Raw genomic sequence first — 18,194 nt, forward strand, 5'->3', positions numbered from 1 at the left:
GAATCTAGGCCTGTTGGGGCGAAGCTTCTTGGGCAGGAACGGGGGCTTTCGAGTTGGGCTTTTTTGGTTTTTGCTCCTCCGTATCTTTTTTTGCTTCTTCAGCCTCCTCCTTTTTCGGGTATTCAACGCGACTATGGAGCATGTTGAGTATGGTAAAAGAGAAGCTCTGTTTGATGCGTGCCATTTCGTTCATCGTGATCGGGCATTCGTCCAGCTGATGATCTTCCAGGCGATCCTTGAAGATGTTGTCTATGAGCTCGTCGATTGCATTAGGAGTCACTTTTTTAAGGCTGCGGCTCGCTGCTTCGATACTATCAGCAAAAAAGATCACTGCGCTTTCTTTGAAACGCGGTCTTGGCCCATCATAGCGAAAGGTCGTCTCGTCGACACTCTTCATTTCATTAATGAAAGGGAGCTGAGTCTGGGACTGATCGTTCCGGCTTTTCTTCAGTGCTTCAAAATAGAAATACTGGATCAGAGAAGTTCCATGGTGCTGGCGGATAACGTCGATAAGAATACGAGGTAGCTTAAATTGGCGAGCGAGCTGAACGCCCTCCTTCACATGCGCTTTGATGACGATGGCACTCATCGATGGAGTCTGTTCCGCGTGGGGGTTGATGCCTTCACGCTGATTCTCGATGAAATATTCCGGCTTTACCAGCTTGCCGATGTCGTGGAATAGGGCGCAGGCGCGACAGATAAGTGGGTTGGCACCAATTTCGGCTGCGGCTCTTTCTGCGAGGTTTGCCACCATCAGGCTGTGGTGGTATGTGCCTGGCGCTTCGACCTGCATCCGCCGTAGAAGCGGGTGATTATAGTCGGTCAGTTCGAGCAGGGTGATCTCAGTTGTGAACTTGAATAACTGCTCCAAGACCGGAAGGAGGCCAATAGCCAAGGTGCCAGTGAGTAGGCCAAATAGGGCACCGAAGAACATCTGCTGGGCGACGATAGCCAAGGAGATTTCGTTTAAAGCACCCAGGAAGCCCGCGCAAATGGCAACGGCTAAGCCAGAGAGCCCTCCCGCTTTGATGAGGCGCGAGCGCCGCCGTACATCGGTGGTAAAGAAAATGGCGACGAGGCCAGAGAATAGGCCGATGAATAAGACGTCGAACGAGATCCCCACCATGATGGCTGTGAGGAGGCTGATAATGATCGTGGAGAGTAGGGCGAGGGGTGCACCGATGAGTACAGCCAAGAGAATAGGTGCCAGTGTGGTGGGTAGGATGTATTGGATTACAGCGCTCGCAGAGCGGCTGTTGGCGATGAGATCGGTGTCGCCTAGTTGAAGAACAACCCGAACGAGTAAGAGATTGAATGCGACGATCAGGCACGTCACTCCGACCTCACGGTTCCGGTTAAGGAATTTCGGATCGGAGGCCTTTAGATAAAGCAGAGCACATGTGAGCAAACCGAGTGTTATTAGCAAGCGTTCGACGTGATAACGATCAATAGAAAAGCCGGAATCAGCTGCAGCGCGTTTATGGGCACGGTGTGCCTGGAGGCGTTCAAAGTCTTCAGCCGATACGATCTGATTGGGCGCGATAAGGGTCTCTCCTTCCTCGATAGTAATTTCAACGGGCTGGACGCTCGCTTGGGCGACTTTCAGGTTTTCTTCGGTGGCCCGTAGGTCATTGATTAAATTCTGCTGAAGGCCAGTGCGGAAGCATGTAAACAAGGCACGTGAGACCTCGATGGAGGGAGCGATTGGAGTGAGAGACTGACGCAGTAGGAAGAGAGCCTCGGTGAATGGGAGCACGTTCACCTGGTTGGTCATACCGGTGTCGTCAATGATGTTGAAAAACTGAATCGTGGTAGACGCCTCACCAAATACCGGTCGATTCGAGCGGTAGATGCCTTGTTGGTAAATATCTCCGAGCACTTCGAGCCCCTGATCAAATAGGGTTGAGCGTGCCTCGGCGGACAGAGAAGCTAGTAGGGTTGATACTGAGGTGGCTGGAATGCTAAATCCTGAGGACGATTGCGAGGACTGTGCGAAGGCCTCGATGAGTGCCGTCTGTTCTCCTGTGTCCGCGATTTCTAGTCGTACTTCAAGCCGTTGCATTCCCTCTAGGAGATCGGCTACCCAGTCACTGAATTCTCCCAGGGGCTCTACTGTTAGCTGATAGACAGCAGGGACTTTTAATCGAACCTCTTCTCGAAGCTTCTGGGTGCCAATATCGCTGGTGAAAGTGAATGTCGCTTCGGAGACCAGGCGCGTTCTAGAAAGCTGCCCCTCAATAATTTGTGGGCCCCTGGGTTGATTCCCCACAAAGCAAATAAAATAGATCACTGCGGCGAAGGCTATGAATACCAAGCCACCGACAATGCGGCTTGTCTCAAAAAATTGAGAGGCCTTGGATGGGTCGCCACGTCGACGCTGCAGACGTGCTCGATGGTCGGCGTCAGGCTTGCGTTTTCGACGTTTGTTCTGCGCTCGCATGAGAATGGATTTCGGGAAGTCGAAGTTTAAAGACTCTTGGGTCTTCTACGCGTTCAGAATTAGATCTTGCTGATCTAGAGGTTCACAAAATCGCTTCGGCCGGGCGAGGACTGGTGGCGTTCGTAAGCATTGATGATTTTTTGGACCAGAGGGTGCCGCACTACGTCGCTCTTATCGAAGTAGAATACTTTGATGCCGCCCACGTTTGCGAGGACATGCACTGCCTCTTTTAGTCCCGACATGCGTTGCCGAGGTAAGTCGACCTGAGAAATGTCTCCTGTAATAATCATCCGCGCATTTTGTCCCAAACGTGTCAGGAACATGATCATCTGTTCCGGAGTGGTGTTCTGGGCTTCGTCTAGAAGGATATAGGCATTGGAAAGGGTGCGGCCACGCATGTAGGCTAAAGGAGCGATCTCAATGTTCCCGCGCTCCATGAGGCGGTGGGTATCTTCTTTTCCCAGCATGTCATACATGGCGTCATAGAGCGGACGCAAATAGGGAAGGATTTTCTCCTCGAGATCGCCGGGAAGAAATCCGAGGGCTTCACCTGCCTCCACAGCTGGGCGCGTTAGGATGATTTTTTCTACTTCGCCGTTGATGAGTGACTGGAGGGCAGCAGCCATCGCGAGATAGGTCTTACCTGTGCCCGCTGGGCCTGCTCCGAAAACGACTTCATTGTTAAGGATAAAGGAAAGATAGCGCTTTTGATTAACGGTTTTGGGGACAATAGACTTCTTCCTCAGCTTGAGAACGAGTGGGTTATCAAAAAGCTCGGTCAATTCATCCGAGCGCCCTTGTTCGACCACTCCGAGCATGTAGTCGAAGTCGCCCTGACGTATGTTCATGCCTTGCGATCGTGCTGTGCGCAGGAAGTTGAGTAAGTCTTCAACGTGCTGAATTTCCTCACTGAGGCCATCAATTTCCAGCCAATTATCTCGCGTCACGAGTGATACTTGAAACGTTTTTTCGATCCTTTCCAGATTGCTTGGATCGCCGCAGTAAAGCGAATCGAGTTGTCGAGAATTGTCGAAAGTCAGCTTGGTCGAAGGCATAGGCAGCAGATGAGTCTACAGGAATCCACGGGTGAGAAATCAACCCCTTATTCGGGGTCAAACGGTATCTGTGGACTCTACAAAAGGTTTCATACGCTTGAAGAGAGTTTGAAGGGAAACGGGCAGAACGCGAGTCTCGTTCAACACCGGCATGAAGTTTGTGTCGCCGTCCCATCGAGGAACAACATGTGCGTGAAGATGCTCAGGAATTCCGGCGCCGCCGGAATGGCCAAGGTTAAAGCCGACATTGAAGCCGTGTGGATTGAGCGCTTGTGAGAGGATGGCCTTCGCATGCATAATGCGTTCCATGATCTCTGTCCGTTCCTCGCAAGAAAGGTCTTCGAGCTGGGCAACCTGGCGATTCGGCAAAACAAGCAGGTGTCCAGCGTTGTAGGGATACTTGTTCATGATAATGAATGTATGAGGACCCCGATGCAGGATGAGGTTTTCCTCGTCATTATTTTCTCCATACATACAGCTGAACGTGTCCGCTCCACCCTTGCTGTCCTTGGGGGCAGCTACGTATTCCATGCGCCAGTGTGCGTGCAGATGATTCATGAGGCTTGAAATTTTCTATCTCTCGAAGGAGTTTTATGAGCGCATTGAGCAACTCAACGACAATTTGCACGTCTGATCCCCGGGAATCTATAACCTATGGCTGAATCCACCCCTGTTCCGAAAGCGAGTGAAATCCCAGGAGCGCGTGTCACCTTCTCTTCACTGCCAGATATGACGCGGTATGCGACCTTTGTCATGTTGGCGTTTGTAGGTTTCATTATCTATGACCAGTTATATTGGTGGCGAATTGATGAAGAATACAGTTTTGGATACTTGGTGCCATTTTTTGTCGGCTTTGTCATCTACGACCGTTGGGCGCGTATAAAGACCGTCTTCGACACCGGCCATCTGCATCGTACTGACCCCGATGATTCGTCGAAATGGCTTAAGGTCGAAAAGGGTCTATTAGGACGCGTTCCCGAGTGGGGGCAAAAATTGGTGAGCTTTATTTTTATCTGTGCCTTAATACTCGGAGTAGTCAGTTTTGCTTTCGGGGCGCTGCTTAGGGCTTTGCAGGCCCCTCAAAACCCGGCCTCGCTATCGATTTCTTGGGGTGCCGCATGGGTGATGTTGTCGCTCGTATATTTCTTCTCAGACGAGACAGTGCACGGCACACGTATTGCCTGGGCTGAAAGGATGCGGACAGTTGGCGTCTTTATCTTTCCAGCTTTCATCTGGATTATCTCTGCTCCGTTACTGAGTGTCGTGGAAAATAGGATCAGCTTGTTCCTGCTGGCTCGCGTGACAGAGATCGTGTTTGGAATTTTTGACTTCCTAGGATTCGCGATGGTGCGCGAGGGTAATATTTTAGTGTTGCCGAAGGGTCAGGTAGGAGTCGAAGACGCGTGTTCCGGAATTCGTTCAATGACTGCGTGTCTCTTTGCAGGATCCTTCTTGGGAGCGGTCTTCCTGCGCAGTTTCTTAAAAAAGTGCCTGCTTATCATAGCTGCACTCTGCCTAGCTTTTTTCACGAATATTCTGCGGTCCTTGTTTCTGACTGGCTGGGCCTATGCCTATGGCTCGGATGCTATCGAAGGATTGGTCCACGATGTGGCCGGATATGCCGTACTGGGACTGACCTGTATCGGCCTACTTATTTTGCTCCCAATCTTCGAGTTGCGTCTCGAATGGTCCGACGACGAGCAAGATGACATGGATGGCACAAATCCCGCATCCTGAGGACGCGTAACTTGCAATAAAAAACTGTTATTTCGCGCTTTGCTTAAAGATGATATTGGCTTGGGCGAATATGCAGGAGCTTATGACGTTTGCTTTTGCACTGACCTTCACATGCCTAATCACCGCACTCGGGCTGGCAACTTTCTTTCATAAACGTTCCCGAGCTGTCGCGGGCGAAAACCTTGAGCTGCGCGATCATTTGATAGGACTGCAAGACCGTCTTGATCAGTTTGATGAACAGCAGAATGCGGAGTTTCCCATGGACCGTTTTCTACTACGGATTGTTCATGAAATGCGGACGCCGCTCAACGCGATCAAGGGTACCATCGGCATGGTAGAAGAAAGCGATCTAGATCGTCATCAACAGCAGTTGGTGAGGATGATTCGTCTTGGTAATGATAACCTTTCCGCATTGCTCGATGATATCCAAAGATTCTCAAGGATCGAAAGTGGTCTAGAAAGCTCGGTAAAAAGTGAATTTGATCCGAGAGAACTGGTAGAGTCAGCTGTCGGCCAGCAATGGTCGCCTCTGGGCAATAAGGCGGTGGAGGTGATTTATACCCTCAATGAATCTGTGCCACACCGCTTAAATGGGGATGCCGAGCACATTGCTCAGATTTTGAATAGTTTCCTCGCGAATGCAGTGAAGTTTACGCGACGTGGTATTATTTCCATCACTGTTGGCTTTGAAAGCCTTGAAGAGTCCGAAGCTGAGCTCACAATTTCGGTCAAGGATACTGGAATCGGTATTTCGAAAGAGCACCTCAAAGAGATTTTTAACCCGGTCGTTGCTGACGATGGAGACCAGGGGGAGATTGTTGTCAGTGGATTCGGCAATTACCTCAGTCAGCGCATTTGTTCGATTATGGGCGGAAGCATGTGGGTAGATAGTGAGGAATACGTCGGGAGCACATTTTCATTCAAGGTGCCCGTTTCAAACGTGGCGGGTGAACGCCCATCGATTGATCTCAAAGGCCTGGTCCGCGTGGCCATTGTCAGCCAGAGCGAAGCGTATCGTGAATTTTTGAGTGCATTGACCCAATTAGCTGACGTCCAGGTTAAGGCTTATCCTGAATTGGCTGAGATGTTCAAAGACGCGAGCGCTGAAGCTTGGTCTGAAGAAACGGCCCTGATTATCGACGCAGACATGTGGGAGGGTCGCGGTGTGGATCAAGACCGGGACTTCGAAAACTTGAAAACCCTCCTGGCGCGACTAGTAACTGTAGCTTCACCCACTGCATGGAAGCGTGTGCGTGGTCACGAAGTATTACAGCGCACGGCGATTTTACCAAAGCCGGTTACAGGGGCTGCGCTTTTTGATCGACTCGCCACTGCGCGGTCACCGCTTTCAATAACCAACGAGCTCAAAAAATCCCGTGGTAACGACAACGTCGAAACTGAGAAGACTTCCACAAAGAACCTGCAAATTCTCATCGCCGAGGATAACAAGGTAAACCAGCAAGTAACCCAATTGCTACTGGGTCGACTGGGGCTAAAAGGCGACGTTGCTGAAGACGGCTGTGAAGTATTGGAGAAACTTCAAGAGAACCATTACGATGTGATACTCATGGATATCAATATGCCCAATATGAATGGCATCGATACGGCACGAGAGATTTTCCACCGTTTTCCCAATCCAGAAGACCGCCCTGTCGTCATCGCACTCACCGCCGCAGTGACGACAGCCACGCAAGCCGCATGTCGTGAAGTTGGTATGAAAGGTTTTATTTCAAAACCAGTTAAATTATCGGTCTTGCAGAAAGCACTTCAATCGGTGAAGGATCCAATCGCCACGCAGTAAACGCCGCATTCACAAAGCCTAGGATTTATTCATTTGGATTCTTGGCGTTTGGCTTAGTAAACGGGCGGTGTCGCATTGCGCTAATTCACTGACGTAAATTATCCTAATGAGCTCACCAGCTAGTTACCGCCGACAGTCTCACCGACAATCTCGAGAACCTTTTTTAACGAGACAGGTTTTTGGAGAATAAGCGATGCTTTGGGTAAGTCGTACTGAGTCTCAAGATCTTCGTCATAGCCCGTCATAAATATGATCCTAGCGTCACTTTTTGTCTCAAGGATCTTGTGGGCCAGATCGACTCCAGACATTTTAGGCATGACGACATCGGTTATCACGAGCGATAGTTCGGGAAATTCGGATTGATGGCGTTCTATCGCGTCGACTCCGTTCTCAGCTGAGATGACATCGTAGCCGCGCAGGCTCAAGAGGCTGGATATACAATCTCCAAAGATCGGATCGTCTTCGACGATTAAAATCTTCTCGCCGTTCGCCTTCGTCAATTCCTCCTCATTGATGGGTGTCTCATGTTCAATTGGTCGGATCGTCGAATCCACTTCGAGTACCTCGGGGAAATAGAGAAGAAACTGAGTGCCTTCGCCGAGAGTGGATTTTACCTGGATATCTCCGCCGATTCGTTTCATCAGGCTGTAAACTAAGGACAGACCTAGTCCGGTGCCTTTTCCGATGTCTTTGGTGGTGAAAAACGGATCAAAGATTTTCTCGAGAGTACCTTCGTCGATTCCAGAGCCATTATCGCTGATTGCAATACGTTGGTAGTGACCGGGTGGACAATTCTTCTCCGAAGCAAAGTCTTTTTCGGTCATCTCAACAGTGTCCAGCGTGAGAGATATTTCGCCGATTGCTGTAATAGCGTCGCGGGCATTGACCACCATATTCACAATGGCTTGTTCCACACTTGAGCGTTCTGCAAGTGTAGGTGCAGATTGAGTCCGAATATTAATCGATAGCTGGATGTCTTCGCGAACGACTCGTGTTAGGATGCCCTCGATATCGTGAAGAATCGAGCAGAGATCGATGTGCTGCGTGTCGTCTGTCTCCTTACGGCTGAACGCCATGAGCTTTGACACCAGGTCTGAGCCCCGGCGGCCGGCTAGAAAAATTTGTTCGAGGTGCTTTCGCGTCGGGTCGTCATCATCGAACTTAACCATGAGAAGGTCAGAATAAGAATTGATGACAGATAACAAATTGTTGAAGTCGTGTGCGATGCCCGAAGCGAGGCGCCCCACTGCCTCGATCTTTTGACTTTGCCTGACGCCTTCTTCGAGTTGTCTAAGATGGGTTACATCGCGAAGGATCGCCACAAATTTTGAAACTCCTCCAGAGAAGTCATCTACTGGAGAGAAGCTCACCTCGACACAGATTGGATCGCCCGACTTATGTTGAAGTTTTACCTCTAGGGAGAACGAGTGGTTCGCATGCACCGCATCTTGGATGTTACGGATGAAGCATTGATCTGTGTCTGTACCGTAAAGCTGCGAAAGCGGAGCGTAGAGGATTTCCTCTGTCTCGTAGCCAAAGATGCGTTCGAATGCTTTGTTCGCAAAAACCACCATCGGGCACGCGTTGTCTTCATCGGTTGCTGCATCGGTGATGAGGACTGCATCGTTAATAGACTCAAGGGCGTGTCCCAGCGTGCGGAGTTGGTCATCGCTCTCCATCTGCTCAGTGATGTCGACGATCACGCAGACTTGGCCGTTAGGCATATCGTCTTCTCCAAAAATCGGGGAAAGTTGTACCGATACATGACGGTTTGTCTGGCTTTGAGTGATTAACTCAGCGTGGGGGATGTTAGCCGTGTGATGTAGGACGGGGATATTTTCATAGAAATTCGAGACCCGCTCCCGTGTCATGGGATCACGTAGTTCGATGACTGACTCCAGGCCTTGGCCTAACGCCTTCTCTAGGATCACACCCGTAATCACCTCAGCACTGTCATTGAAATAAACGATTTTTCCCGACGCATCTGCCGCTATGACTCCATTCCCGATGCTGGACAGGATCGTGGCCAAACGCGCCTCACTATCGCGCAACCGCCCTTCCACCTCTTTTTTTGCCAAAGCCACATCGATGGTGATCAGCAGATCGCGTCGTGTGAATGGCTTGAGTAAGTAGGCATCGGCCGTTGATTTCGCCCGGGTAATTATCTCTTCTTCAGAGCTGCCCGTCGCGTAAATAATGGGGACATTAAATTCGCTCTTGAGCCGGGATGCCGTTTCGATCCCGTCGATCTCGCCCTCGATGTTGATGTCCATGATTACCAAGTCTGGCCGGATCTCTCGAGCAGCCTTGAGGGCTTCCAGTCCATTGCTCGCTGGAGGCAAGACGGTGTAACCACGGCTGCCTAGCATCTTCTTGTAGTATTGGGACGACATAACATCGTCCTCAACTAGCAGAATCTTGATGGCTTCAGACATACAGGCTTGTGACGAATGGGCGTAGGCAGCTTGGGCAACGCATACTCGATAAATCGGTCATATGGCCTCGTTCCTTAGCGCCAAGCTAAGATAAGGAGATTCCAGCCTATCTAGTGTTGCAGTATCGTTTCGATACGCACGCGTGGATAGACTTCCAGCTGACCACCGCGCGAGGCATTCATGATCGAAATACCCCGATATGCCGCGAAACGCTGTGCCGTACGGAATGCCTTGATCGCGTAACGCTGATGTGCCTCTACCCAGTGTTCGTCTTTGCGGCACTCTCCATAGATGCGTTCAGTGGCACAGCCATTGGCAGCAATCGCTCTGAGCTCGCGTGGTAGGGCCTCTAAGTCGCCGCAAGTGAAGTCGATGCCAACCAGATAGATTTTTCGGGCGCCCATATAGACCGCAAGCTGTAGGGCTGGATATACTACGGTGGCACCAAATCCGAAATTGAGGGGGGATTCTGAGAAGTAGGATGAACTTGTTGGGCTGATTTCTTCGTTTAGCCCATAATATACAATGTCGTCAGCCGGAGGAAATGTGCCGATGATTTGCTCAGGGAAGAGCTTCGTCACATGCTTCATGTTAAGGATTTGGTGCGGGTTTTCCCGGGCAAAGATAGGATCCTCTACGACGTAATAAGATGGGCGGAATGAGGTTTGATTGAACCGCTGAAAAATGTCGTTAAATGCTATGGATGGGTGGCCCGTGTCCGCGATGCGCTCAAGATCTTCGTTAGACAGACTGTCGCCGTTGCCGACGATGAAGATGGTGTCTCCTTTGTGGGCATTCCGTAGGTTGGAAAGTCGGTCGAGGTTATCCTCACTCATCAGCGGCGAGATAATGTTATTCCGATCGATACCCATTTCAACAAGCTGGCAGTAAGCAGCTTGGTTACCTCGCGTAGCGATGACAACGGTATCGAATTCTGCTTCCGCCAATACCTCTACCGGATAGATCGGATGTCCCGATACGGTCTGCCCATGAAGTGCACTTTCGTTGTCTACAAAGAACAGCACCTGATCACTCGGAGGAAGCTGATTGAGGACTTCCTTCCCCCGGAGACCGGATCCGAAAATGACTACTTGGCGTGTGGCGTTCATGTGGGTGTTTCTCTGGAAATAAAATTCGCAGAATACCCATGCCACTTTAGGTCATAATGTTTTATCAATAAGGCCGGCTCGCCCCGCCGCATTTCCTAACAAATAAATGCGTAAAGAGTAAGTGAGGATTTATGCTTCATGATAGAGGCAAATCGGAGTTCCTCTCAGAGCGTTTTCTCGATGGCTACACCAGCCGCAAAGCAAGTGCGATATCGCCACGGCCAAATACATTATCCTCGGGAATGGGTACTTCGACGAAACCGACCGATTGATAGAGGCTGAGCGCTGGCTTGAGGACTCGGTTCGAGACGATGTGTAGCTCTTCAGCGCCGATCTCTTTGGCATGATTCAGTGTCGCTGCCATCAATGCTCGTCCAATACCGCGACCTCGCGTGTCGTCACGAACGCACATCTTTGAGACCTCAAATACATGAGAGAACACGGAGTCTTCCGAATCGTCTTTTATCCAAGTGATGGGTGGATCTTCTCGATGGAGTGCGACTCCGCCTAGAACACCTGAGGTATCTTCGGCGATAAAGATCTGACCGCCATCGCGTATATAGTAGCCACCTGGATCTGCGAGCTGTATCTCGTCCTCGGCTTCGACTGCAAAATAGGCACGGATCCAAGCCAGGTTCAGGTCGCGAAAAGCCTCAGCATGTTCGCCTCGGAAAGGAATTACCTGGAAATTAACAGAATCTTTCATCGGAAAATGAAATCAATTTGCGGATTTCAGGAGGGCACCGTGTCTTAGACCTGAGATCCAAAGAGATACAAGCATGTAGGAGAAAGGTAGCTCTCATCAATGCGCATAATTAGGAGCCTATCGTCTCAATTCGAGCTGAAAGCTTATTTTCCCTATTTCAATTTGTCCACGCGGCCTAATCTGGCTTCAGATCTCGAAACAATTTGGGACAGAGGTTGCTTTCGGACAATTCCTGCTGGAAATTCATCCAAAAGCCATAATAGTGAACGCATGATCATGTATTCTGAATTTGAACAAAACGTCGCTGTTATCCGAGAACGGGTGGCTACAGCATGCGCCGATCACGGACGCAGTGTCGAGAGTGTGTCGATCCTGCCAGTCACTAAGACCCATCCTGTCGACGCGGCTTTGTTTGCTGCTCAGGCTGGATTTGTGGCGGTGGGCGAGAACCGAGTACAGGAAGTTTTGGAAAAACAGCCTCAAGCAACCGACGTCACCCTGGATTGGGAACTCATCGGGCACCTTCAATCCAATAAGGCCAAAACCGCTGTCGAACACTGCGCTCGTATCCAGACGGTCGACTCTGAGAAACTACTCCGCCGCATCGACCGCCTCGCAGTTGAGCTGGGAAAACGCCAACGCATCCTCATCCAAGTCAACGCCGGGGAAGATCTCAACAAACACGGTATCCTCTGTTCCGAGGCCCCAGCTATTTTAGAGATTGCCCTCGGGCTGGAGCACATCTCTGTCGAAGGTCTTATGACGATCGCTCCGCTTGATGAAGATCTCGATGTGGCCCGCGCTTGCTTTGATCAGCTCCGCATCACTCGCGATGCTCTGGCCGTTCAGTTCGGCATCCCCCTTAACGAACTCTCCATGGGAATGACCGGTGATCTCGAGCACGCTATCGCCGCCGGTAGCACCCAAATCCGCGTCGGCTCGGCGCTTTACGGGAAGCGTGGGTGAGCTTTCTTTATGCCTCTATTGATGCCGCACAAGATGCACATAATTTGCGCAGTATGAAAAATCTGACTCTGCGCGTGGACGAAAATACACTAGCTAAAGCGAGGCTCATTGCTGCCGAGCAGTCCACGTCTGTGAGTGAGTTAATTCGGGATTTCCTAAATGATCTCATCAGTCAGGAGACACGTAGAGATGAGGCTCGTAGAGAACTGGTCGCGTTGTGTGAAGGTTCTGAGGCGCGCGTGGGATCCAAAGATTGGACTCGAAATAGCCTGCATGAACGCTGACTTCTTTTTAGACACGAACATCCTGGTTTATGCTTTGGAATCTACTGCAGGCTCCAAACAAGCGCGGGCATTAGAGGTCATCGAGATCGTTAACTTCGGAATTTCTACCCAGGTATTACAGGCGCTCTACGTCACTGTCACACGCAAGTTTGCAATACCGCTTTCAGCTGAAAAATCTGTGGTGTTTATAGACTATTCTTGCGGCCGCTGAAAAGCTCGAAGCGAAAACCCTCTATACGGAAGACTTAAATAGCGGACAGACTTATGGCACTGTCGGCGTAGTGAATCCATTTATCTAAAGAGGCAATCAGTGCTCAGCACGGTATCCAAGCTAAGGCCATGAACTACATCGAACTCCATGCCCGCAGTGCTTTTAGTTTTCTCCGAGGAGCATCGCAGCCGGATGAGCTGGCGAAGCGTGCTGCGGAACGCGGCTTGCCAGGAATGGCCCTGTGCGATCGCGATGGCTTCTATGGTGCGCCGCGTTTTCATGCCGCAGCGGAGGAAGTAGGGGTGCGCCCATACGTTGGCACGGAATTGACCATGGAGGATGACACCGTGTTGCCGCTATTGGTCCAGAGCCGCCGGGGTTACCGCAACCTCTGCAAACTCATTTCTCAGAGTAAATTGACGGCTGCCAAAGGCGAGAGCCAGATCACTTGGAATCACTTGGCCGACTTCACTGAGGGCCTGATTGCTCTCACCGGTGATCGGGATGGCCCCCTCCTTCAGGGTTGGGCGGATGACCGCGAAGCTGGCATGAACGCAGGGCTTCAACGCATCCGTCGCATCTTTCCGAAAGATCAAGTCTACGTCGAAATCCAACGACACCAAGTGCGCGATGAGGACTTAGCCAACCGCGCTCTTAAACAAATCGCTGAGGCAAACCAGCTTCCCCTCCTGGCGACGAATGGTGTGACCTATGCGCAGCAAGATGGGCGTCGTATCCAAGACGTATTTACTTGCCTGCGCCACCATACGCATCTCGACGTTGCCGGCCGCTTATTAGCTGAAAATGCCACGCGCCACATTCGCTCCGCTCAGGAGATGTCGGCGATGTTTGCTGACCTGCCCGATGCTGTAGCCGAGTCTGTCCGCCTAGCCGAGCGGCTTGAGTTTTCACTCAACGATCTGGGCTATGAATTTCCTGAGTTTCCGGTTGAAGCAGGAGACTCGATGGATGCGTTCCTCTGCCGCGCGACCTATGCCGGAGCACAGCGCCGTTACGGCGTGATAACCCCGGGTATCAAAAAGCAATTGGACCACGAACTCGATCTCATCACGCGGCTGGGTTTTAGTGGGTATTTCCTGATTGTTTGGGATCTCGTCCGTTACTGTCAGCAGGAGAATATAATGGTGCAGGGACGGGGGAGTGCTGCCAATAGTGCGGTCTGCTACAGCTTGGGCATCACTGCGTGCGATCCCATCGGCGGTAAGCTTCTCTTTGAGCGGTTTTTAAGTGAGGGTCGCAAATCTTGGCCCGATATCGACTTGGATCTACCGAGTGGCGATCGCCGCGAGCGAGTTATTCAGCACGTCTATGAGCGCTATGGTCGAACCGGAGCAGCCATGACAGCCAACGTGATCACTTACAAAGGACGCAGTGCTGTGCGCGAGTTGGGTAAAGTGCTTCACTTCCCTGAGGAGCTCGTGGGCCGCTTTGCTGATCTTTACGCCAGTGGTGATTATCCACACACGCTGGAACTCGAAGAGCAACTCGAACAGGCCGGCATCCGTAGTGACCACCCGCGTGCGCCAGCCCTTGTTACGCTTTACCAACAGCTTTACGGATTACCGCGCCATCTAGGCCAACACTCGGGTGGTATGGTGATCTGCCAAGGGCAACTCGACGAGGTAGTACCGTTGGAAAACGCCTCGATGCCAGGGCGCTCTGTCGTGCAGTGGGACAAAGACGACTGCGATGCCATGGGCATTGTAAAAGTCGACCTGCTCGGTCTCGGTATGATGGCTGCCATCCAAGATGCGATTACGCTCACTCAGGAGCGCGGGCACCCCGTGGATCTCGCTCAAATTCCCACCGACGATCCCGAGACCTACGCGCTCATGACACGTGCTGACACGATCGGTGTTTTTCAGATCGAGAGCCGTGCTCAAATGGCGACCTTGCCGCGTATGAAGCCGCGCACGTTTTACGACCTGGTCATCGAAGTCGCGATCATTCGCCCAGGGCCTATCGTCGGCAATCTGGCTCATCCCTACCTGGAGCGCCGTGCAGGACGGCAGGATGTGAGCTACATCGATGCACGCCTTGAACCTGTTCTGGAGCGTACGCTTGGCGTACCTCTTTTCCAAGAGCAGGTGCTCAAAATGGCCATGGTAATGGCTAATTTCTCAGGATCGCAGGCCGAGCGTCTGCGCAAAGCTTTGAGTTTTCATCGCTCGGATAAACTGATGGACCGCGTTCAAGATGAGCTTCGAGCAGCGTTACAAAAAAATGAGGTAGCGCCCAATGTCATTGAGGAAGTGGTCGCCGCTATTAGCTCCTTTGCCCTCTATGGTTTTCCCGAGTCACATGCTATTAGCTTTGCCACCTTGGCCTATGGAAGTGCCTACCTAAAGACGCATTACCCAGCTGAGTTTTACACAGGCCTGCTGAATAACCAACCCATGGGTTTTTATTCCTCGGCTACTTTAATCCAGGATGCGCGTCGTCACGGTTTGCGTTTTCGAGCCCCCTGTGCGGTGAACTCAACGTGGGAGACGGGCATCATAAATAACAAAACGCTGCAACTTGGCTTGTGTCAGCTCAGTGGCGTTTCGAAAAAGGCTATCGAATCTCTCTTGCGAGCACGCGAAGCACGGCCTTTCGAGAACGTTGCAGACTTCTGTCGCCGTGGTCGCTTGTGCAAAGACGAATTGCGCGTCCTTGCCGAATCCGGGGCGCTCAATCAACTCTCTGGTGATCGCCGCGCTGCCCTTTGGCAAGTCGAGTCATATAGCGCAGCTGAGGATGATCTCTTTGCCCTGGTTGCTGAAGAATCTGCTGACTATCATGCCAGCCCTCTCCCTGAGATGGGTCTCATGGAGCGTGTTCAGGCTGATTTTGCATCTACTGGAGTGACGACGGGTAGCCATCCTATGAAGCGCATCCGAGCTGCCTTGCCCCAATACATAAAGACTGCCGCTGCTCTCGCTGAAGTGCCCAATGGCACATTCGTTGCCACCGCTGGAGCCGTCATCTGCCGCCAGCGCCCTGGCACGGCTAAAGGTGTGGTCTTTATCAGTCTCGAAGACGAAACCGGTGTCTCCAATAGCATTGTCTACCCTCAACTCTTCGAAGAGAAACGCATCCTCATTAAATCCGAACCCTTCCTGCTCATTCACGGTGTTATCCAACACGCCGATGGCACGACCCACCTTAAGGCAAAACGCATCCTCCCCCTGAAGGCCGACGACTTACCTGCTGGAGCCTCCCACGACTTTCGCTGAATCAAATCCATGTATGTGTTCTAAACCATCAGATCGGTAAACAATGCTACGCCATCTCATTCCACTCTGCCTGCTTCTTACTGCTTGTGGCACCACCCAGGATCACCGGGCCCGGCAGTATGCTCGGGAATTCAATGCGCTCGATGCTTCGACACGACAACGTGCATTAAGTGGATGGGTGCGCATAGGTGATCCACGAGTGGCTGTGTATATTGCATTGGGTAAGCCGCGTGAGGCCCCCGACATAGCGATGCCGCCTGAGCCCAAAGATGGCACTGAGCTATGGACTTTTCTCGGGAATCTAGAAGAGAGCGAAATGCTTTCGGTGCGCTTTCGTTCGACCTACGACGCAGTGCTGATGCGCGTAGAAAATGGGGAGACTTTAGAGGTGTATTTCAGAGACGGGGCCGTGGAAACGATACAGCATTTGAAAGTAAAGCCCGAGACCGCTCAGATCTGGGAATAGGCACTTCATGACAAAATCGCTGCAAAAGCGAAGTCGCTGCTAGACTCCCCGCACGAAGGTTCTAAGTTCGCGGCATGTTTAGGACTGAACATGACACTATGGGCCCCGTCGACGTCCCTGCGGACAAATACTGGGGCGCTCAAACCCAACGCTCAATTAAGAACTTTCCGATCGGACCGGCTGCGTCGATGCCGATCGAAATCATCCATGCCTTTGGTTATCTCAAAAAGGCTGCTGCCCTCACCAACGCACAGCTAGGGGTTATGCCACAGGAAAAGGCAGACTTAATAGCAAAAGCTTGCGACGAGATCATCGCTGGTGAGTTAGATGACCAATTTCCGCTCGTTGTCTGGCAGACCGGATCAGGCACGCAGTCCAACATGAATAGCAATGAAGTGGTAGCAAACCGTTGCCATGTGCTTGAGGGGAACGCATTGGGTGAGGGCGAACGCGCCATTCACCCCAATGACGACGTCAACAAATCACAGTCGTCGAATGATACATTCCCCACCGCGATGCACATCGCAGCGTATAAAATATTGATCGAGCAAACCATGCCTAAGGTGCGGACACTGCGGGATACCTTGGCAGCGAAGTCCGAGGCTATGAAGAACGTGGTTAAGATAGGCCGTACGCATTGGATGGATGCCACACCGCTCACACTCGGTCAGGAGTTTTCTGGCTACGTCGCCCAGCTAGATCATGGGTTGAAAGCCGTCGAAAACACCCTGCCTCACCTGGCTGAGCTGGCTCTCGGTGGCACCGCTGTGGGCACTGGGATTAATTCACCCGTGGGCTATGCTGAAAAGGTAGCTGAACAGATCGCGGCCCTCACCGGGCTGCCTTTCGTGACTGCTCCCAATAAATTTGAATCGCTCGCCGCACACGACGCCATTGTCGAAGCCCACAGTGCGCTCAAGCGCTTAGCAGTCAGCACCATGAAGATTGCCAACGATATCCGCATGCTGGCCTCGGGGCCGCGCTCAGGAATCGGCGAGCTGGTCATTCCTGCCAACGAGCCTGGCTCTTCAATCATGCCAGGCAAAGTCAACCCTACTCAATGTGAAGCGATCACGATGGTGTGTGCTCAAGTCATGGGGAATGATACGACCATCACCGTCGCTGGCTCGAACGGACATTTTGAGCTCAACGTCTTCAAACCTGTCATGGTGAATGCCTTCTTGCAGTCAGCCACTCTCCTCGGTGATGCCTGCCAAGCCTTCAACGATCACTGTGCCGTGGGTATCGAGCCCAACCTTGAGCGCATTGGCGAGCATGTCAGCAATTCGCTGATGCTTGTGACTGCGCTTAACCGCCACATCGGCTATGACAACGCAGCGAAGATCGCCAAAAAAGCCCATGCCGAAGGCACATCACTCAAAGAAGCAGCTCTCGCCCTCAAGCTTCTCACCGAAGAACAATTCGACGCGTGGGTGGTGCCCGGCGATATGATCGGGTCTTTCTAATAACATCCTACACGATCGATTGGTAAAAGCTACCCAACGCGAATCTGTGTAAATCCGTGCAACCTGTGGTCAAAATAATCTGAACCACAGATAACGCAGATGGGCACAGATATTATAATGCCGTGCGCTAGGCGGCGTGTTTGAGTATCCTTTGGTCGATGGTCAAAGGATGGTTGGCTGTTATTGCGCCAGAGCCATCACGAATATCGGATTGGTCTAAGACCTCAATTTCCTGAAATATAATCTGTGCAAATCCGTGCGATCTGTGGTCAAAAAGAA

The 18,194-nt window shown here is 51.6% G+C and carries 13 protein-coding genes and 1 pseudogene; 8 read left to right on the forward strand and 6 right to left on the reverse strand.

Annotated elements, in window-relative coordinates; genetic code table 11:
• Positions 1–4: 4 nt before the first annotated feature.
• The 3 genes from HRU10_10320 to HRU10_10330 form a co-directional block, all read right to left on the reverse strand.
• Positions 5–2,440 (reverse strand): HDIG domain-containing protein, encoded by a 2,436-nt coding sequence (locus tag HRU10_10320; GenBank protein NRA27628.1) that lies wholly within the window; start codon positions 2,438–2,440, stop codon positions 5–7.
• A gap of 74 nt (positions 2,441–2,514) precedes the next feature.
• Positions 2,515–3,495, reverse strand: coding sequence for a PhoH family protein (locus tag HRU10_10325; GenBank protein NRA27629.1), 981 nt, complete (start codon positions 3,493–3,495; stop codon positions 2,515–2,517).
• 57 nt (positions 3,496–3,552) lie between these two features.
• Positions 3,553–4,053 (reverse strand): HIT domain-containing protein, encoded by a 501-nt coding sequence (locus HRU10_10330; protein ID NRA27630.1) that lies wholly within the window; start codon positions 4,051–4,053, stop codon positions 3,553–3,555.
• A gap of 96 nt (positions 4,054–4,149) precedes the next feature.
• On the opposite strand from HRU10_10330, the gene HRU10_10335 reads away from it, so the two are divergent.
• Together HRU10_10335 and HRU10_10340 are read left to right on the forward strand one after the other, a co-directional pair.
• Complete coding sequence (locus HRU10_10335; protein ID NRA27631.1) at positions 4,150–5,232, forward strand: exosortase/archaeosortase family protein; 1,083 nt, start codon at positions 4,150–4,152, stop codon at positions 5,230–5,232.
• 82 nt (positions 5,233–5,314) lie between these two features.
• Positions 5,315–7,033, forward strand: a complete 1,719-nt coding sequence (locus tag HRU10_10340) for a response regulator (GenBank protein ID NRA27632.1) — start codon at positions 5,315–5,317, stop codon at positions 7,031–7,033.
• 119 nt (positions 7,034–7,152) lie between these two features.
• On the opposite strand, the gene HRU10_10345 is transcribed toward HRU10_10340, so the two are convergent.
• The 3 genes from HRU10_10345 to HRU10_10355 all read right to left on the reverse strand — a co-directional run bounded on the left by HRU10_10345 (position 7,153) and on the right by HRU10_10355 (position 11,283).
• On the reverse strand, positions 7,153–9,468 hold the full coding sequence (locus tag HRU10_10345; GenBank protein ID NRA27633.1) for a response regulator: 2,316 nt from the start codon (positions 9,466–9,468) through the stop codon (positions 7,153–7,155).
• A gap of 110 nt (positions 9,469–9,578) precedes the next feature.
• Positions 9,579–10,577 (reverse strand): DUF115 domain-containing protein, encoded by a 999-nt coding sequence (locus HRU10_10350; protein NRA27634.1) that lies wholly within the window; start codon positions 10,575–10,577, stop codon positions 9,579–9,581.
• A 184-nt stretch (positions 10,578–10,761) separates the two neighbouring features.
• Positions 10,762–11,283, reverse strand: coding sequence for a GNAT family N-acetyltransferase (locus HRU10_10355; protein ID NRA27635.1), 522 nt, complete (start codon positions 11,281–11,283; stop codon positions 10,762–10,764).
• A gap of 270 nt (positions 11,284–11,553) precedes the next feature.
• Between HRU10_10355 and HRU10_10360 the strand changes: the two genes are divergently transcribed.
• The 6 genes and pseudogenes from HRU10_10360 (at position 11,554) to fumC (ending at position 17,915) form a co-directional block, all read left to right on the forward strand.
• Positions 11,554–12,249 carry a YggS family pyridoxal phosphate-dependent enzyme gene (locus tag HRU10_10360; protein ID NRA27636.1) on the forward strand — a complete coding sequence of 232 codons (696 nt, stop codon included), beginning with the start codon at positions 11,554–11,556 and terminating at the stop codon, positions 12,247–12,249.
• Positions 12,250–12,302: 53 nt separating this feature from the next.
• Positions 12,303–12,533 (forward strand): hypothetical protein, encoded by a 231-nt coding sequence (locus HRU10_10365; GenBank protein NRA27637.1) that lies wholly within the window; start codon positions 12,303–12,305, stop codon positions 12,531–12,533.
• A pseudogene (locus HRU10_10370) lies at positions 12,523–12,832 on the forward strand (PIN domain-containing protein). Before HRU10_10365 ends, HRU10_10370 begins: the two are co-directional and overlap by 11 nt.
• Before the next feature lie 40 nt (positions 12,833–12,872).
• Positions 12,873–15,983, forward strand: coding sequence for an error-prone DNA polymerase (locus HRU10_10375; GenBank protein NRA27638.1), 3,111 nt, complete (start codon positions 12,873–12,875; stop codon positions 15,981–15,983).
• 43 nt (positions 15,984–16,026) lie between these two features.
• The gene (locus tag HRU10_10380) at positions 16,027–16,449 is read left to right on the forward strand and encodes a hypothetical protein (protein ID NRA27639.1); all 423 of its coding nucleotides are present in this window, start codon (positions 16,027–16,029) and stop codon (positions 16,447–16,449) included.
• Positions 16,450–16,523: 74 nt separating this feature from the next.
• Positions 16,524–17,915 carry a class II fumarate hydratase gene (gene fumC, locus HRU10_10385; GenBank protein NRA27640.1) on the forward strand — a complete coding sequence of 464 codons (1,392 nt, stop codon included), beginning with the start codon at positions 16,524–16,526 and terminating at the stop codon, positions 17,913–17,915.
• Positions 17,916–18,194 lie beyond the last annotated feature (279 nt).

This window comes from Opitutales bacterium (assembly GCA_013215165.1).
Classification (GTDB): domain Bacteria; phylum Verrucomicrobiota; class Verrucomicrobiia; order Opitutales; family JABSRG01; genus JABSRG01.